Below are 17,574 nucleotides of genomic sequence, written 5' to 3' on the forward strand. Positions count from 1 at the left end.
CCAAAATTGTTCAAACACCATTTCAGTGAGAGCTGTGAAAGATTAAATGACGCTATTAATGTACTTGAACGGCGCCATTTTGAGTTGAAGTTGGTAGAACAAAGTAAAAGAAAAGCGAGACGGGCGCGGTCGTTACGCAAGCATCCGGTATTTGAATCTCGGCCGCCTATGGTTCTTTCGCGAGTAATGGTTTAGCGAACAAGGTTTTCTGATGCTTCATCAAAAGTTCAATTTTAGAGGCAGCGCTGCAGTTGATGAACGTGGTATCAAAAACGGAAAACTCATTCCTGCTATTTGGTGACCAAAATATTGTAGCGTGTTGTTGTTCATTAGCGATAATAACAGCGTCTGTGTGTGTGGTGAGCTCCCTCTTTAGTTTAGCGAATGCTGATTTGATTGTGGGCAAGGCCGACCGTTGGTTAGTGTTTAAATTGCCTAATCGATCTCCATTATTGATGAATATTTGCCGATTTCAGTCCGCCGGAATGACGATTAAGACCCCGTTAAATATAGCTAAACAGGGGATTTTATAAAAAAATTGTTTTGACATATAAATGTCACATAGTCGAAATATAATCGTCATCGAATTCACCAATACTACATGACGAAAATAACTTAACGCGTCATTTATGGAGATAAAGATGACATTGAAAAAACTTGTAAGTGCAGTAGCTATTTCTGCTTCGTTGTTAACCACTAGCGTACTTGCAGCTGGCCTGGACGCCACGCTTCCGGAATACCATAAAACGACAGGTATTTCTGGTAACCTTTCATCTGTAGGTTCTGATACTTTAGCAAACATGATGACGCTATGGGCGGAAGAATTTAAGCGTGAATACCCAAATGTAAATGTACAAATTCAAGCGGCGGGTTCTTCTACTGCTCCTCCTGCGCTGACTGAAGGTACATCACAGTTTGGCCCGATGAGTCGCCAAATGAAGAGCAAAGAAGTTGAAGCGTTTGAGAAGAAATACGGTTATAAGCCAACTAAAGTACGTGTTGCAATCGATGCTCTCGCCGTATTTGTACATAAAGATAACCCGATTAAAGGTTTAAGTTTGGCGCAGGTTGATGCTATTTTTTCTTCAACCCTAAAATGTGGTGAAAATGGTGCTGCTGAGCGCTGGGGCGAAGTTGGTCTAGATGGCTCGTGGGCTGATAAAGACATTCAATTATTTGGTCGTAACTCAGTGTCGGGTACCTATGGTTACTTTAAGAAGAAAGCCTTATGTAAAGGTGACTTCAAAAACTCGGTGAACGAGCAACCTGGTTCTGCTTCTGTGGTTCAATCGGTATCTTCATCTTTGAATGCCATTGGTTATTCAGGTATCGGTTACAAGACTTCAGGTGTTAAAGCGGTCGCACTTGCTAAGAAAGGCACTGATTACATAGCCGCTAGCTTAGACAACGCAGCTACTGGTAAATACCCATTGTCTCGTTTCTTATACGTTTACGTGAACAAGCACCCTAACAAGCCTTTAGCCCCAATGGAGCGCGAGTTCCTTAAAATGATTCTGTCTAAAACTGGACAGCAGATTGTAGCTAAAGACGGTTATGTACCACTACCTTCTAAAGTTGTGTTATCTGATTTAGAAAAAGTTGGTATTAAGCTTTAATAATTAAAGCTTAAAGCGACCCTCGCTTCGGCGGGGGTTTTTACGTTTAGGGCCTTGAGACATTTTGATGACTAAGTTGAGCGGGGCAACTGACTCTCGTTCATGTATTTTGGCAAGGACAGATAGCCCTCAGTTCAATAGCTCTGTTAAGCGCTTGCTCTTTGGTTTACCACCGCACCAATCAACTTGCATGAGGAGCCATCAGCGTTAGCTGCAGGGTAAGCATCAAACTTTGTATTTAGCTCCGCCGCATCATATTTGAGACTCCTAGCAAAGTCAGGAGCAAATAACAGCATTTGTTAGCAAGAAAACCTAAGCTTCGAAAGAAACATAAGGCGCAAGCTGTATCTTGAGTTCAGATGGTCGCTATTCCTCATGATGCTTGACTATGAGTGATAGTTGGATCGGCGATGAACTGGCTCCAAAGCGTTTAAAATACTGAATGGCTAAGCTTGAAATCCTTCTCAGCCGAGGATCTTGGCGAATATACAGATTAACTAAATTGTCACTTGATGTGTGACCCAGATCACTATAGATTGTTATTGTGACTTGAGTCACAAATACGCTTAAATCACTAGGTATTTTAAATCCTGAGGAGAAAGACCATGTTTGATTATTTTGGTGTACTTTATTCATCGTATTACTTTACGAAAGCTGATGACTTTAACTACTATTGCGAAACTCGCAAGGACATTCACCGTTAAGCAATTTTGTAGGTAACGCTATGTACTATCGTCCGATTATTGGTTCAGCATTGTTAACTATTGTTTGTTTCGGATACCTTGGACAATTTAAACAACAGCAGAGATAAATGGAATGAGTCAAGCTAGCCCGAATGCCTAAATCACTTTGGTTTTTTAGGCATTTTTTATGCGTAATCCAAAATAATCGCTGATGCTTCTCCCCCAACATTTTTATTTCCAAAAATTCAAAATACTTCTTGCAATGTGATCTGTATCACATTATATTTTAACTGTGACTTGGGTCACACTTTATTAATATTTAGGAGAAAGATTATGTTTGATTATTTTGGTTCTTTATACGCAAATTACTACTTCACTAAAGTCCATGGTTTTAGCTCAACGGAAGAAAAAAATATTCACCGTTAATCCTCACATTTGAACATGTGGGCTTAGCACTTAACTTGTCGCCTGAGGCGATGAAGTGATAGTCAACTGAGCGAGACTGAATCATGGGTCAAATGTTTTAAAATGCCTGATAGCTTAAACGCATCGGGCATTTTCCATTTTTACTCCTAACCTGCTTATATTCCCTCTGTTTTATCTTCCTAGACCGCATATTTTTAAGCCGAATCAAACAACGTCATTGATAAATTATTTATACTATGCACTAATTTTTTATTAATGAGAGTATTCATTTTGTCTATTCAACCACAAATTCTCGAAGCAATTCCTAGTTATGCGAGTTGTTTGCGATTGAGCCTGGTCGACTCTCAGTCGCTGAAAGCCTGTCTGGGCAATATTGCCAAGGTATATTCGAAGGAAGATAGCCTTGTTGGTCTAGGTGCTCCTTTGTTAGCACTGCTAAATATAGATGTTCCCGGTTTGAAGTCAGTTGCTAGTATTCAGGGAATACGGCGTAGTAGTCCTGCGAATCAAGATGATTTGTGGCTGCGAGTGAGTGGCAAAGATCCAGGCCAAGTGATGTTACGAGTAAACCAGTGGCTGGCAGTGTTAACACCAACTTTTGCGGTTAATGAGCAGTTGGAGGGCTTTCGCCATGATGGAGGAAGAGACTTAAGCGGTTACGAAGACGGTACCGAAAACCCTGATCAAGAGCAGGCACCGAATGTTGTTGCCTTAGCAGGAGAGAAGGGGATCGCAGGCTCCTCGATGCTTGCAGTACAAAAATGGCAACATCAACTACAACACTTTCATCATCTACCGAGTGAGCATCAGGACAACATTATTGGCCGGCGTAAGCATGATAATGTCGAGTTTCCTGAGTCACCAAGCTATGCTCATGTTCGGCGTACAGCCCAAGAAAGCTTTACTCCAGAAGCATTTATGTTACGCCGCAGTCTCCCTTGGATACAGGGTCAGCAGTGTGGGCTTAATTTTATTTGCTTTGCCAATAGCTTTTATCCTTTTGAAGCACAACTTAAACGGATGTTGGGCTGCGAAGACGGTATCGAGGATGGCTTATTTCAGTTTAGTCGCCCACTCACTACCAGCTATTATTGGTGCCCACCGGTTGATGAACAAGTTCTCGACTTAAGGATCTTAAAGCTCTAACTTAGTGCTCTAGTATCGTCTGGTATAGGCTCATCCCACGCGCTTGATAATTTGCGAGAGCGCTGGGGTGGTCTAAATCACAAGTATGCACCCAGACTTTATTTGCCTGCCATTGCCAGGCAGTTTGCAGACAGCGGGTGAGTAAATCCCCGCCTAGCCCCTGTCCTAAATAATCTGCAGTTAAGCCAAAATATGCGATTTCAACACTGTTGTCTGAGTGTTTATGTAGTTCAAAATAACCTGCTAACAGTCCCTTAATATAAGCCCCAAAGGTGCGTAGCTGATTACTTTCGATGTAATCAAGCCATTGTTGTTCAGACCAAGCTAATTTGTCGTTCCATTGCCAGTTTTTACCCACGGCAATATAAAATTCTCGGCTTTTTTGTGCCTGTTGTTCGATGATTTCTTGTACCGATAAATGTTCGTTCATCGGCTTAGCTGATAATTGGCTGAGGCTGAGTTGTTGTAAATAGTATACTTTACTGCTCATTGTCATAAAAAATGAAGGAATGATGAATCCAGTCTAACATGATGTTTTCACTATCCGTAATCACACCATATTTAATAAGTGATTAATTTATAGGTTGATTTATCAGTGTAATGAATGCGATACATGGTGTCAGGTATTTTTACAGACGAAGCTATTGCATTTCGCTTTGTGTTATCAAGCTGTTGATTTTTCGGGTTGATTGTTACTGGCTTGGTTTATGCATTTACAACCCTAAGCAAGCATCATGTTGTTCACTGATTTAGCGGTGCACTATATAAGTGAGTAACTGATTTCATTATAGAGGGCATTATGTTGATCAAATTAATAAAATTAGCTTTTGTCATACTTATTGTTGGTTATTCCAGTTGGGGTTCGGCTGCGCCGGTGACCAGCTACGTTCCTTCCGGAACATGCAATACCAATAACGTGGTGCTTCGCTCCATGATGTTATCAGGGGGAAGCGAAGAACTGCTTTCAAGTGCTCATTCGGCGAGTTCATGCTTAGTGTTTGCTGGTAATGATGATGGTCATGCCAATGATCCTATAGTAAATATTGGTCAAAAAAATGATGGATTGTTGAATACTCGCTATGGTGCTTCTAACGACTTGTTCTTTATTGAGCCTGAGGATTTACAAAATCTAGATAATCAGCCTTTAGGTGTTGCCGATGACCCAGGTTGGATCCACTTAGCGAGCGTAAATGCTGATATGCAAGTTAATTATGATCAAGCGGGTCCCATCGTCCCTGGAGGCTTGTCTTTATCGATCGATGACTTATTGAATATGACTTTTAACTGCGTGGCTGGTCGTCGTGGAGAGTGTACCTCGGTAAATTGGGTTATCGAAACCGACCCTGGCATTATTGGTGATGTTAGCCAGTTGTTAGGTGCGGCAAGCTTTGATCACTTGGCTTTTTCGATCAAAGTAGCAAAAGGCTTTATTATTTATGATTTCGATTTTATTGATATTTTTAAACAAGAATTAGCTAATGACCCGGCTTCAAGTTTGAATTTCCAGACGCCTTACAAATTGTCAGGGTCTTTAGATACCGATGATTTTGAGAATCCTCAAGGTAACAGTACACAAGCTATTTCGCATCTGAATGTATGGGCTCGTGACCCCGCAGATCCAACACAAGTGATGGAGCCTAGTTCATTTGGTATTTTGGTTATTGCTCTACTGGGATTGATGATTGCGCGAATATCTCGTAAATCAATGTTGGTTCGTTGGTAAATGAAAGCTAATGATAAACGCTTTGCTTGATGCAGCTTGATCTTATGAAATTTTAGTTGAGCGAGATTTAAAATCTTATCAAGCCGTGCATACTTGGCGTGTAGTGCTGGTTCAGCTTCTGCGCGGTTAAACAAGCCTGATAAATGTATGTTCAAGCTTCAGATGGGTCTGCTGGTGTGGCTGATTGATTGTAGTGAGGTAGCCGTTTTATCGATATTAATGATTACCGTGGTTGCCTTTATTCAAGTGGTCATGCTTGAGCGATAAAGCGAGCGTTTATTCATCAAATTGAATGCTTGGTGCGTTTGTTAGCTGCCCCGAACTACTTATCGATGTGGACTGATTGGTTCTGCTCGGTTTGATTCAGCGGTGCGACGAGGCGGTAACGCTGCAGTTGATGAGGTTTTTTGTATGGCATGCCATCATGTGTTGGTTCATTTTGTCAGGTATTGAGGCAGTTGTTGGTGAACAGAGGCTGGTGATGACTTGCCCGCCGATAACTCAGGCAGGCAAGTTGGTTTTGAACCAGTTAAGTGATGGTCTCATTATCCTCATCAATTATCCGACGAAGCGGCCTCGATTCAATCGCTTTGAAGTAATCGAGAGTCCATAATTGAGAACGAATTTTACGACGATTTCCTCTGGGAACATAACTATTGAGCTGTTGAGCGTCGATGATGCGCGCTTTGGTGGTGTCAGCAAATTGTAGTTCTAATAAGTCGATGACTCGTTGTTTGAGTGTTTCATCATAAATAGGGACGCCGACCTCGACTCGTTCTTCGATGTTGCGAGTCATCCAGTCGAAGGAGGCAATGAAGACTTGATTTTCCCCGCCATGGTAGAAATTAAATACCCGAGGATGTTCTAGGAAACGATCGACGATACTAATGATGTGAATGTTTTCACTCACGCCTTCTAATCCCGGAACCAGAGAGCACATGCCCCGAATAATCATCTTTATTTTAACCCCAGCCTTACTTGCCGCATAGAGCCGGGTAATGATTCCTTTGTCCACGAGGTTGTTCACCTTAATCGTAATTGCGGCGGGGTTTCCTGCATTGGCTTGGTTGATCTCATAGTCAATAAGGCTAAATAGCCGACGCCGAGTATCGTTGGGCGATACGATTAAATGCTGAAACTTAAAACGTCGATAAGGCTGTTGAATAAACCGAAAAACATTATCGATTTCTTGGCCAATCTCTTGGTTTTTGGTGAAAAGAGCGAAATCGGTATATATTTTGGCAGTTTTTTCATGAAAATTACCGGTACCAATATGGCTATAATAGACTCGTTGGTCGCCTTCTTTGCGTGTAATGAGCAACAGTTTGGAATGTACTTTCAGAGAAGGAACTCCGAAAACCACCTTAACCCCGGCATCGGTCAGTAGCTGAGCCCATTCAATGTTTGCTCCCTCATCGAAACGAGCCCGTAGCTCAATGACAACGGTGACGCGTTTACCATTGTTGGCTGCGTCAATGATTGAGTTCATCAAGTGCGACTTTTTGGCGACTCGATAAATATTAATCTTGATACTACTCACTTTAGGATCAAAAGATGCCTGGCGGACAAATTCTGAAATGTAACGAAACTTGTGGTAGGGGTAATAGAGTAAAATATCACGCGCTGTAATTGCGTCGAATACCGTATCAAATTGGTCGAAATCGCGACAATTTAACGCGGACATCTTTTTGTTTTCTAGGTACTTACGCCCCACGTTAGGAAAGCCGATGAAGTCTTTAAAATTGTGGTAACGACCGCCGCCGACACTGTGGTCTAGCTTAGAAATATGTAGCATATTACTTAAGCGTTTAATCATGCTGCTCGGCATATCCCGATCATAGACAAAGCGCACCGGCTCTGCGGTTAGGCGCTGTTTGATCCCTTCCGACATTTTTTCGAGTAGACTCTGGTCCACTTCATCATTTAAGTCATACTCGGCATCACGGGTCATCTTAATCGAGTAGGCGGCGGCACTATCGTATTCGTAAAACCCACGTAATAAATCGTCGAGACAAAAACGAATAATATTATCCAAAATAATCATTGTTTTACGGGTTCTTCCTCCATCGGGAGGAAGTACCACAAAGCGTGGTAAATTATCTGTAGGAATTTCAATAAGTAAATGGTTTTCCTGCTTAGCATTTTTCACTTCGACGGCTAAATAGGTATATTCATCTTTCAGGAAGCGAACCAAATCGGTCCTTTTGGTCAATACGATTGGCGTAATGTGGCGTAACACCTTATCTTTAAAGTATTTTCTGACCCAATTTTGATGGTTTTCACTGAGTTGGTCTTCGTTGATCAAGAAAATATTTCGTCGCGCTAAGGTAAGAATGATTTCTCGGTAAGTATCATCAAAATCTTGTTGAAGTTCTGCCAACTTAGTTTGAACGTCGTTAAGAAGCTGGATTGAACCGTCATCTTTTTGCTTTAGTTCATTTAAGATAATACGGCGTTTTAGCGCGGCCACCCGCACCTTGAAAAATTCATCCTGATTGTTTGAAAAAATCCCTAAAAATCGCACTCGTTCAATGATTGGAACGGAATTATCTTGTGCTTCTTGCAATACTCGTTGGTTAAACGAAAGCCAGCTTAACTCTTTCTCTATATATAGACTGTCGCTCATTTTATACCTTTGTTACTTATTGCTCGTCGGAGAAATCAACCATTAAATCATCAGCTAACGATTCTAAAGATTGTTGGATAGCGATACGTTGCTGTTCATCTGCGCAGGGGACTTGTAACTGCGCGGTAAAAATCAATCCGCCCCAATTCGGCGCACTGCTAACACTGGTGGTGATTTTACTTAAACTCACGCCGAGTTGGTTTAGCGCTTGAGTAACTTCTTGAACAATGCCAACACGATCATTGGCTGTCACATTGATGCTAATTTGTGTCTGTTCGGCATGGTCGTTATGGTCGCCTTCAGCGATATTGACCAATAATCCATGCTGATTATTTAGGTCATCACACAGTGCGGACAAATGTGCATCATCGACTTCAATATGTAAAATTCCTGTAAATTGCCCCGCCAGTTCGGTAAGACGACTGGCTAGCCAATTGCCATGGTGTTTGACCACTAGCGTTGATAATTGATCGACAATACCCGGTCGGTCTTTTCCAATGACGCTGACAACCAGTTGTTTCATGAATTGACTCCTACAAAGTGCTTCGCTGGGAAAATAGGTTCCCTTGTTTAAGATGCTAAGCATTGCCCTAAAGTATGCATAGCTTTTATGGATTAGGGAAGGTCTTATCCTCTTGAAATAGAGAACAAATTAGCCAAACCTACAATATAATTTTTCGGTAACAATAAACACGTATTATTGTCATAATCTCTTGCTAAAGATAGCTGAGCGGTCACTATTCGCCCATTGATTTGATATTTTTTTTAACTCTTGCATCCTGTAACAATACTGTCATAAAACTGCCATATACTTTCGCCAGACCTATTAGATTGTGAGGGAAACATGACGCAGTCAGTGTCATTTAATAGCAGTGCTCAACGGCTGATTAAGGACCGATTAACCCGCTACGGTGTAAGTGCTGGCGGGATAGTGGTGTTGTTAGCATTAATTTTAATCTTCTTTTATTTATTGTATGTGGTTGCACCGATTTTTTATGGGGCCAGTCTCGATAAACTGAAGACCATTCCATTGCATGATAGCAGTGCTACGGTCGCCATTGGTGTCGAAGAACAAAATGAAATTGCTTATCGTTTTAATATGGACGGTAGTTTGCAATTTTTTGATCTTACTAAAAATAATACCGAATACCCTAGTTATCAGCTTGACGCTGATATTACTTCAGCTGACCGTACCGTGCCGAATCAAGGTTTAGTCGCTTACGGTACTGCTCAAGGTGAAGTATTGGTCGTGACGCCTAAGTTTAGTGTTAGCTACCCTAACGATAAGCGTTTAATTACGCCAAGTCTAAGCTATCCCATGGGTGAGCAGGCCTTGTCAATTGATGAACAGGGTAAGGCTATCGTTAAATTGGCTTTCGAGCGACAAGAAGAGTCGGCGATGGTGGCTGCGATTACCGAAGATGGTCGAGGTTTGTTAGTGGCTTTGGACGCAGAGGAAAACATGTTCAGTGATTCCTTGGAGTGGACCGCTTCTCGAGCCGATATTCCTAGTTTGCCTCAAAATATTGACCAAATGTTGGTAACACCTGATTTACGCCGCTTGTATATTCGTAGTGGCAATCAACTAGCTAATTATAATATCTCCGATATCGATGATATCCGTCTGAATTCAGTGGATTTCATCAATAGTAAAGGCGCGAATGTAACTCGCTTAGCCTTGCTTTCGGGGGCCAGCTCGTTGATTGTTGCCAATGATAACGGAATTGTTACGCAGTGGTTTGATGTTGCTAAAGATGGTGTGCGTAAACTCACGCAGATCCGAGAGTTTGATGCTGGCGCAAACATTAATGACATTGGGGTTGAGTATTTCCGTAAAGGCTTTGCAGTTGGCGCAGATGATGGCTCCATTTCTTTGTTTCATACCACTGGTGGTGGTCGTTTGGTTCGAGAGGATACTAAACTTGGCACCAGCTTGAACTTGGCATTTTCTCCTCGGGCGAGTGGTTTACTGACCGAAAATGAGCAAAGCCTAACCTTCTATCATGTCGAAAATGAACACCCTGAAGTCACCTGGCAGGCGCTATGGCATAAAGTATGGTACGAAGGTTATCCGGAGCCACAGTATGTGTGGCAGTCAACTTCCGCAAGTGATGATTTTGAGCCTAAGTTAAGTCTGGTACCTATCTCATTTGGTACGATTAAGGCAGCTTTGTATGCCATGTTATTTGCAACGCCAATTGCCTTGGCGGGCGCGATTTATACCGCCTACTTTATGTCTTCTTCGTTACGTAAGGTGGTTAAACCGACGGTCGAAATTATGGAGGCCTTACCCACGGTTATTTTAGGCTTTTTAGCCGGTCTTTGGTTAGCACCGCTGATCGAGGATAACTTGCCTGGGGTGATTGCCATTATGATATTGCTGCCGATCGGATTTTTGGTGACCGCTTTTGCCTGGAGCAAAATGCCTAAACAATTGCGTCAACTGCTACCAGAGGGCTACGACGTGATGGTGTTGATCCCGGTGGTGATATTTATTGGCTGGGGTTGCATTGAAGTGAGTCCGTTGTTGGAGCTATGGTTGTTTGACGGTGATGCTCGCTTATTCTTAACCAACGAATTGGGGATCAGTTTTGACCAGCGTAACTCTATGGTGGTGGGCCTTGCCATGGGATTTGCGGTCATCCCCACTATCTTCTCGATTGCCGAAGACGCCATTTTTTCAGTGCCGAAGCACTTAAGTAATGGTTCATTAGCGCTCGGTGCAACACCTTGGCAAACCTTGGTTAAAGTGGTTATTTTAACCGCAAGTCCGGGGATTTTTTCTGCTGTGATGATGGGCCTAGGTCGCGCGGTGGGTGAAACAATGATTGTCTTAATGGCCACCGGTAATACTCCGGTTATGGATTGGAGTATTTTCCAGGGGATGCGTACCTTAGCGGCGAATATTGCGGTAGAAATGCCTGAGTCAGAAGTGGGAAGTTCACACTATCGGGTGTTGTTCTTAGCGGCCTTTGTCTTGTTTGTATTCACCTTTGCATTTAACACCATTGCTGAATTTGTGCGCCAACGTCTGCGCGACAAATATAGCTCGCTGTAATAGGGAAGTGGGAAATAACCGATGAATAAGTGGTTTAAATCAGGTAACCCGTGGATTTGGATGACCGCCGGGGCTGTTAGCATTAGTTTGGTTGCAGTTGTCGGCTTGTTGTTACTGATTGCGGCTCGAGGTTTGGTTTATTTTTGGCCGAGTCCGGTAATGGAAATGGAAGTTCACCAGTTTGGTAAAAACCAAACGGTCATTGGTGAGCTATATGAAACCGAGTTAGTTCCAATTGAGCGTTTACAAGCTTCCGGTGCGAATACCGAAGGCTTGGATGGTGCATTTGTGGAGCGCTTTTTGATCAAAACGGGTAATCGTGAATATGTGAATTTAGATTTTCGTTGGTTAAGCGAAAACGAAATCGTGTCCAAGCGCACACCTAAAAACATCGCGGTCGTCGAGCGTAGAACTAACGGTAACTTTTATGGTTATGTAGAAGGGATCATTAAAAATGGCGTGCATATTGAGGCAGCAAAAGATAATCAACATACTCAATTATTCGAGTTGTTAGATCGCTCAAATGGGATCATTAAACAAGCTGATGCTTTACAGCGGCACAAAATTGGTGGGGTGAACTATCAACTTGAGCGCTTACGTTTGAAACAGCGTCGATATGAATTGGATGATGCATTGACTGCCGAACATCTAGCGGATATTGAGGCGCAGACTAAGCAGCTACATGAAGAGTATCAAGTTTTAGAGAAGCAGTTATTTGCTTATCGAGATGAGGCTAAACGAGACCAATTAATCATTCGTGATATGCGTGGTGAATTGGTCACCATCCCGATGAACAATGTACTAGATGTGTTTTTCCCGAATGAAATGAACGGCTTTCAGAAGCTCGGACATTGGCTGCATCAGGCTGGTAAATTTGTGGTTGATGAACCGCGTGAAGCGAATACCGAAGGCGGGGTATTCCCGGCTATCTTTGGTACGGTATTCATGGTGATGTTGATGGCAGTGATTGTGACGCCGTTAGGGGTGGTTGCGGCTATTTACCTGCACGAGTATGCCGCAAATAATGGCTTCACCCGCTTGATCCGGATTGCTGTGATTAACCTGGCGGGAGTTCCCTCGATTGTTTATGGGGTATTTGGCTTAGGTTTCTTTGTTTATATGTTAGGCGGCAGTATTGATTCCTTGTTTTATACGGAATCCTTACCGACACCAACCTTTGGTTCGCCGGGCGTTATTTGGTCAGCTTTAACTTTAGCTATTTTAACTTTGCCAGTGGTGATTGTTTCTACAGAAGAAGGTTTATCGCGCATTCCTAGCGCAGTACGCCAAGGGTCGCTGGCCTTAGGGGCAACCAAAGCTGAAACCTTATGGCGGATTGTGATCCCCATGGCAAGCCCGGCAATTATGACTGGTCTGATTTTGGCGGTTGCTCGTGCTGCGGGTGAGGTTGCGCCACTGATGTTAGTGGGGGTGGTGAAACTTGCGCCAACTTTACCTGTAGACGGCAATTTCCCCTTTGTTCATTTAGAACGTAAATTTATGCACTTAGGTTTCCATATTTATGATGTTGGCTTCCAAAGCCCCAATGTCGAGGCGGCACGACCTTTGGTATATGCCACCGCATTTTTATTGGTCACGGTAATCATTGGCTTAAACTTAGCTGCGATTCAAATCCGTAACCGTTTACGTGAAAAGTTTAAAACGTTAGACCAATAAGCTAACGGCAAATTTGTAGGAAAAAAAATGATTTCTTTGAATACAGAACTTCGTCGAGATACAAAATTAGATTTGGCTAACTTAAGTGCTGAACAAACCGCATTAGAGGTTAAAAATTTAGACCTCTATTATGGGGATAAACAGGCTTTGTTTGATGTATCGATGAAGATCCCTAAGGGACAAGTTACCGCCTTTATTGGTCCATCCGGTTGTGGTAAATCAACCTTATTACGTTGTATTAACCGGATGAACGATTTAGTCGATATTTGTAAGATCAGTGGTGAAATATTGCTGCATGGCCAGAACATTTACGATAAGAGTGTCGATGTTGCTGCGCTGCGTCGCAATGTAGGGATGGTTTTTCAACGCCCCAATCCATTTCCAAAGTCTATCTACGAGAATGTCGTTTATGGCTTACGTTTACAAGGGATGAAGGATCGTCGAGTATTAGATGAAGCGGTCGAACGCTCATTGCGTGGCGCGGCAATTTGGGAAGAGGTGAAAGACCGTTTGCACGATAATGCCTTTGGTCTATCGGGTGGTCAGCAGCAACGTTTAGTGATTGCGCGAGCGATTGCCATCGAGCCTGAAGTGTTGTTACTGGATGAACCAACTTCGGCCTTGGATCCTATCTCGACTTTAACCATTGAAGAATTGATTAATGATTTAAAGAGTCGTTATACGGTGGTTATTGTGACTCACAACATGCAGCAGGCGGCCCGAGTCTCCGACCAAACGGCCTTTATGTATATGGGGGACATGGTGGAATATGCGGATACTAATACCTTATTTACCACGCCAGCGAAAAAACAAACCGAAGATTACATTACAGGCCGTTACGGTTAAGTCCCCGTGACTGAGGAATTATTATGGATAAGTTGAATATGAACAAACACATCTCTGGCCAGTTTAACGCTGAGTTAGATCATGTGCGTAATCAAATTATGGCGATGGGAGGTTTGGTTGAGCAGCAGCTTAAAGATGCCTTAAGTTTATTAAATCGCCCCAACGCTGAGTTAGTGATAAAGGTCATCAATACCGATAGTAAGGTTAATTCTTACGAAGTTGCTATTGACGAAGAGTGCACTCGTATCATCGCTAAACGTCAACCAGCCGCGAGTGATTTGCGGGTCGTAATGGCCATTATTAAAACTATCGCGGATTTAGAACGAATAGGTGATGCTGCGGCGAGCATCGGTCGTATGGTTGAGCGGAATATGGATAAGCCTTTAAAGGCTTCATTGATTAGCTTAGAGCACCTAGGGCAACACACCGCGAAGATGTTGCATGACGTGTTAGATGGTTTCGCTAGAATGGATGTGGATATTGCTTGGCAAGTCCATCAAGAAGATAAAAAAGTGGATAAAGAATATGAACGACTCATCCGCGAATTGATGACGTACATGATGGAAGATCCTCGCTCGATCCCACAGGTGCTCGATGCATTAAATGCTGCTCGCGCCATCGAACGGGTAGGAGATCGTTGCCAAAATATCGCTGAGTACATCATTTACTTTGTGAGAGGTAAAGATATTCGCCATTTGGCAGGAGACGAAGTCGAAAAACTACTTTAATCTGAGTTTTTCTATTAAAAAGCTGGCAATAAGCCAGCTTTTTTATTTGCTATTTCTCAACAATAACGCTGCGACTGCAGTTGATGCTGATTATTTTTGAGCAATTATTACATTTTTCACAGCTTGCTGGTCTGAGCTGTTATGACCGCAAGGTTTGTTTTATAACAAGCTATTATACGTATTCCTACCGATAGAAAAATCTCCGTTTTAAACATTTGAATCGCACAGCAAAAGCTAAACGTTTAAAAAACAATCTAAGATTATGTTTTTTAAAACCTTATATTATGTATTTTGTTTTCATTGTTTACCTTTTTGCAACGTTAACCTTTACGTAAACGTAAATCAATCAATCTCATCTCGTATCTTAAAAAACAAAAATAATTAAATTACGTAATTAAGTTTCATAATTAGACCTTGGTGGTAAGTTTTATCTCGCTGATAAATTCATTTTATAGAGTGATAACTTTAAATAATGCTTTGCTTTTAATTTATCCGGTGATATAAAAAACAGGATCTTGAGGATTAATTAAAACGGTCGTTTTAATTAATCAGTGGCTTTATACTTTAGTTTTAAGGGGCTATTCGGTGATAGGTTTTTGATGTAAGTTGAATTACAGATACGTAATAATTACATTGCTATCTTTGGTTTAAAGCCTATCGATAACTTGAGGTTTGTTGCTTTATTGTTAACTGAAGTGTTTGGCTAACTTGATGATTGCTGATTAAGTTGAATGTTCACTTGGTATGCGGTTATGCGTATATAAAGATTGCGAACATAGTAACAATATACTTAATAATGCATCCTCGTCGTCAAATAAAGGGTTTTAGGTGATAACGATAACAAATCAAGACGCAGCATTATTTGGGTCGATTGACCGATTGCCGAGAGGCTAATCGCAAGTATAAGCGGTGTTAAACAAACTAGGTGAATACGCAGTACAGTTCGCTGTACTCAGGAATGAAAGTCGAAGAGGGATTGAATATGACATTAACAAGAGAACAGCAAATTCAAGCATTAGAAAAAGATTGGGCCGAAAATCCTCGTTGGAAAGGGGTGAAGCGTCCTTATAGCGCTGCAGAAGTGGTTAAGTTGCGAGGTTCGGTCATCCCTGAGAATACGATTGCTCGTCGTGGCGCAGAAAAATTATGGTCTTTGGTGAATGGCCAAGCTAAAAAAGGTTACGTGAATTGCTTGGGGGCTCTCACGGGTGGTCAAGCGGTACAGCAAGCTAAAGCAGGGATTGAGGCGATTTACTTGTCGGGTTGGCAGGTAGCGGCTGATAATAACTCTGCATCAAGTATGTATCCTGATCAGTCGCTATATCCAGTCGATTCGGTGCCTAAAGTGGTAGAGCGGATCAATAATTCTTTCCAGCGAGCTGACCAAATTCAATGGGCAAGTGGACTTTCTCCCGCAAATGGCGGTTTAGATTACTTTTTACCCATTGTGGCTGACGCTGAAGCTGGATTTGGTGGGGTTTTGAATGCTTTTGAACTGATGAAAAGTATGATTAAAGCAGGCGCTGCAGGTGTGCACTTTGAAGACCAACTCGCTTCGGTGAAAAAGTGTGGTCATATGGGAGGGAAGGTGCTGGTTCCCACTCAAGAAGCGGTACAAAAGTTGATCGCAGCCCGTTTTGCGGCCGATGTTGCCGATGTTCCAACTCTGGTGATTGCTCGTACCGATGCAAATGCAGCCGATCTATTAACTTCTGATGTTGACCCTTACGATGCAGAGTTTTTGGAGGGTGAACGTACCAGCGAAGGTTTTTACAAGGTTAGAGCGGGTATCGATCAGGCCATTAGTCGTGGTTTAGCTTATGCAGAATATGCCGACTTAATTTGGTGTGAAACTGCAACGCCTTGTTTAGAAGAAGCACGTAAATTTGCCGAAGCAATTCATGAAAAATACCCAGAGCAATTGCTTGCTTATAATTGTTCGCCTTCGTTTAATTGGCGTAAAAATCTAGATGACGAAACGATCGCTAAATTCCAACAGGAATTGAGTGATATGGGATATAAATACCAGTTTATCACCTTAGCTGGGATCCATAATATGTGGTACAACATGTTCGATTTGGCTCATAACTACGCTCAGGGCGAGGGGATGAAACACTACGTTAATATGGTGCAAGAAAAGGAATTTCAAGCTGCTGATCGTGGTTATACCTTTGTCGCCCACCAGCAAGAAGTAGGGACAGGCTATTTTGACCAAGTGACTAACGTCATTCAAGGCGGTAAGTCCTCGGTGACTGCTTTAACAGGATCTACTGAAGAAGAACAATTTAGTTAGTAATCGAACGATTGACTAAATTTGTACAGAATAAGATCAGTTTAACTGACGTTGTTCGTTAATTTGGCAGCCTTTTGGCTGCCTTTTCTGATTGAAGCGCTGTGAGGTTCAAGTTGAGTATCACTAACTCGCGTTAGTCATTTGGCGCCGAGTATATGTGAGTTTGATTTATGTCGATTGTAAATAGTGGTTAGCTTGAACTAATACTTGGCGATATAAATCCAAACAGACAGCGTCAATATCAGTGGCGTGTTGTTCTAAATCATGGGCCATGAGCACGAGTGGTGCCGGGCGGCGTAGGCGTTGGCTAATAGCTTCAAGTGTTCGGCCCAAGCTGGCCCGATGATGGTATTGATGTAACCAATCGTATTGTTGCATCCGCTGTGCGGTAAGCTTTGCCTGGGCTGGCAAGGGGAAGTTAGCGAGTTGCTGATAGCAGTGCTGAATAAAATCGCTGCGGTTTAGTATCGAGAAATCTTGCCAATGTTGACTGAGTAAATGGTCGAAATATACGTCGAGAGCGATCCCAGCATAGCGGCGTAGCTTGGGTCGAAAACAATGCTGTAAACCGGTTTTGATCACCATCTGGTCAATGAAGCTGTCGATATGTCGATGCAGTAAAATACCTTGTTGCTCAAACAGTGGATAATTTTTCCAGGCCTTACCTTTGACAAAGTCACCTAAAAATGCACCGGGAATCGAACTCTTCGTTTGTTGAGCAATGTGGAAATGCGCGAGATAGTTCATTTTGT

12 protein-coding genes are annotated in these 17,574 nt (G+C 42.4%); 8 read left to right on the forward strand and 4 right to left on the reverse strand.

All coding sequences use genetic code 11. The annotated features are described in order from the left end of the window. The first annotated feature begins 641 nt into the window (after positions 1–641). Complete coding sequence (locus ACRRS1_RS08225; protein WP_432453654.1) at positions 642–1,616, forward strand: PstS family phosphate ABC transporter substrate-binding protein; 975 nt, start codon at positions 642–644, stop codon at positions 1,614–1,616. Between the two features lie 1,379 nt (positions 1,617–2,995). Next, entirely contained in the window at positions 2,996–3,871 is an 876-nt protein-coding gene (locus tag ACRRS1_RS08230) for a Dyp-type peroxidase (RefSeq protein WP_432453653.1), read from the forward strand. Position 3,872: 1 nt separating this feature from the next. Here the strand turns inward: ACRRS1_RS08230 and ACRRS1_RS08235 are convergent, their stop codons facing one another. Continuing rightward, positions 3,873–4,361, reverse strand: a complete 489-nt coding sequence (locus ACRRS1_RS08235; RefSeq protein ID WP_432468034.1) for a GNAT family N-acetyltransferase — start codon at positions 4,359–4,361, stop codon at positions 3,873–3,875. A gap of 309 nt (positions 4,362–4,670) precedes the next feature. Between ACRRS1_RS08235 and ACRRS1_RS08240 the strand changes: the two genes are divergently transcribed. Continuing rightward, on the forward strand, positions 4,671–5,594 hold the full coding sequence (locus ACRRS1_RS08240; RefSeq protein ID WP_432468033.1) for a hypothetical protein: 924 nt from the start codon (positions 4,671–4,673) through the stop codon (positions 5,592–5,594). A gap of 529 nt (positions 5,595–6,123) precedes the next feature. Here the strand turns inward: ACRRS1_RS08240 and ppk1 are convergent. Together ppk1 and ACRRS1_RS08250 are read right to left on the reverse strand one after the other, a co-directional pair. Continuing rightward, positions 6,124–8,220: a polyphosphate kinase 1 gene (ppk1, locus tag ACRRS1_RS08245; protein WP_432459102.1), complete on the reverse strand. Its 2,097-nt coding sequence runs from the start codon at positions 8,218–8,220 to the stop codon at positions 6,124–6,126. 16 nt (positions 8,221–8,236) lie between these two features. Further along, a complete protein-coding gene (locus ACRRS1_RS08250; protein WP_432453649.1) occupies positions 8,237–8,743 on the reverse strand; it encodes a glycine cleavage system protein R in 507 nt (168 codons plus the stop codon). 321 nt (positions 8,744–9,064) lie between these two features. Between ACRRS1_RS08250 and ACRRS1_RS08255 the strand changes: the two genes are divergently transcribed. The 5 genes from ACRRS1_RS08255 to aceA all read left to right on the forward strand — a co-directional run bounded on the left by ACRRS1_RS08255 (position 9,065) and on the right by aceA (position 16,822). Further along, positions 9,065–11,278, forward strand: a complete 2,214-nt coding sequence (locus ACRRS1_RS08255; protein WP_432468032.1) for an ABC transporter permease subunit — start codon at positions 9,065–9,067, stop codon at positions 11,276–11,278. A 21-nt stretch (positions 11,279–11,299) separates the two neighbouring features. Further along, positions 11,300–12,955: a phosphate ABC transporter permease PstA gene (gene pstA / locus ACRRS1_RS08260; protein WP_432453647.1), complete on the forward strand. Its 1,656-nt coding sequence runs from the start codon at positions 11,300–11,302 to the stop codon at positions 12,953–12,955. Positions 12,956–12,982: 27 nt separating this feature from the next. Then, the gene (pstB, locus tag ACRRS1_RS08265) at positions 12,983–13,801 is read left to right on the forward strand and encodes a phosphate ABC transporter ATP-binding protein PstB (RefSeq protein WP_432453646.1); all 819 of its coding nucleotides are present in this window, start codon (positions 12,983–12,985) and stop codon (positions 13,799–13,801) included. A gap of 23 nt (positions 13,802–13,824) precedes the next feature. Next, the gene (gene phoU / locus ACRRS1_RS08270) at positions 13,825–14,529 is read left to right on the forward strand and encodes a phosphate signaling complex protein PhoU (RefSeq protein WP_432453645.1); all 705 of its coding nucleotides are present in this window, start codon (positions 13,825–13,827) and stop codon (positions 14,527–14,529) included. 982 nt (positions 14,530–15,511) lie between these two features. Then, positions 15,512–16,822 carry an isocitrate lyase gene (aceA, locus tag ACRRS1_RS08275; RefSeq protein ID WP_432453644.1) on the forward strand — a complete coding sequence of 437 codons (1,311 nt, stop codon included), beginning with the start codon at positions 15,512–15,514 and terminating at the stop codon, positions 16,820–16,822. A 168-nt stretch (positions 16,823–16,990) separates the two neighbouring features. On the opposite strand, the gene ACRRS1_RS08280 is transcribed toward aceA, so the two are convergent. Continuing rightward, a complete protein-coding gene (locus ACRRS1_RS08280) occupies positions 16,991–17,569 on the reverse strand; it encodes an ACP phosphodiesterase (RefSeq protein WP_432468030.1) in 579 nt (192 codons plus the stop codon). Positions 17,570–17,574 lie beyond the last annotated feature (5 nt).

The sequence above is a fragment of the Agarivorans sp. Z349TD_8 genome (assembly GCF_050870825.2).
Lineage (GTDB): Bacteria > Pseudomonadota > Gammaproteobacteria > Enterobacterales > Celerinatantimonadaceae > Agarivorans.

Coding starts and splice junctions, on each gene's coding strand:
- ACRRS1_RS08255 (WP_432468032.1), top strand. CDS start 9,065: ATGACGCAGTCAGTGTCATTTAATAGCAGTGCTCAACGGCTGATTAAG.
- aceA (WP_432453644.1), top strand. CDS start 15,512: ATGACATTAACAAGAGAACAGCAAATTCAAGCATTAGAAAAAGATTGG.
- ACRRS1_RS08250 (WP_432453649.1), bottom strand. CDS start 8,743: ATGAAACAACTGGTTGTCAGCGTCATTGGAAAAGACCGACCGGGTATT.
- ACRRS1_RS08280 (WP_432468030.1), bottom strand. CDS start 17,569: ATGAACTATCTCGCGCATTTCCACATTGCTCAACAAACGAAGAGTTCG.
- phoU (WP_432453645.1), top strand. CDS start 13,825: ATGGATAAGTTGAATATGAACAAACACATCTCTGGCCAGTTTAACGCT.
- pstB (WP_432453646.1), top strand. CDS start 12,983: ATGATTTCTTTGAATACAGAACTTCGTCGAGATACAAAATTAGATTTG.
- pstA (WP_432453647.1), top strand. CDS start 11,300: ATGAATAAGTGGTTTAAATCAGGTAACCCGTGGATTTGGATGACCGCC.
- ACRRS1_RS08240 (WP_432468033.1), top strand. CDS start 4,671: ATGTTGATCAAATTAATAAAATTAGCTTTTGTCATACTTATTGTTGGT.
- ppk1 (WP_432459102.1), bottom strand. CDS start 8,220: ATGAGCGACAGTCTATATATAGAGAAAGAGTTAAGCTGGCTTTCGTTT.
- ACRRS1_RS08225 (WP_432453654.1), top strand. CDS start 642: ATGACATTGAAAAAACTTGTAAGTGCAGTAGCTATTTCTGCTTCGTTG.
- ACRRS1_RS08235 (WP_432468034.1), bottom strand. CDS start 4,361: ATGAGCAGTAAAGTATACTATTTACAACAACTCAGCCTCAGCCAATTA.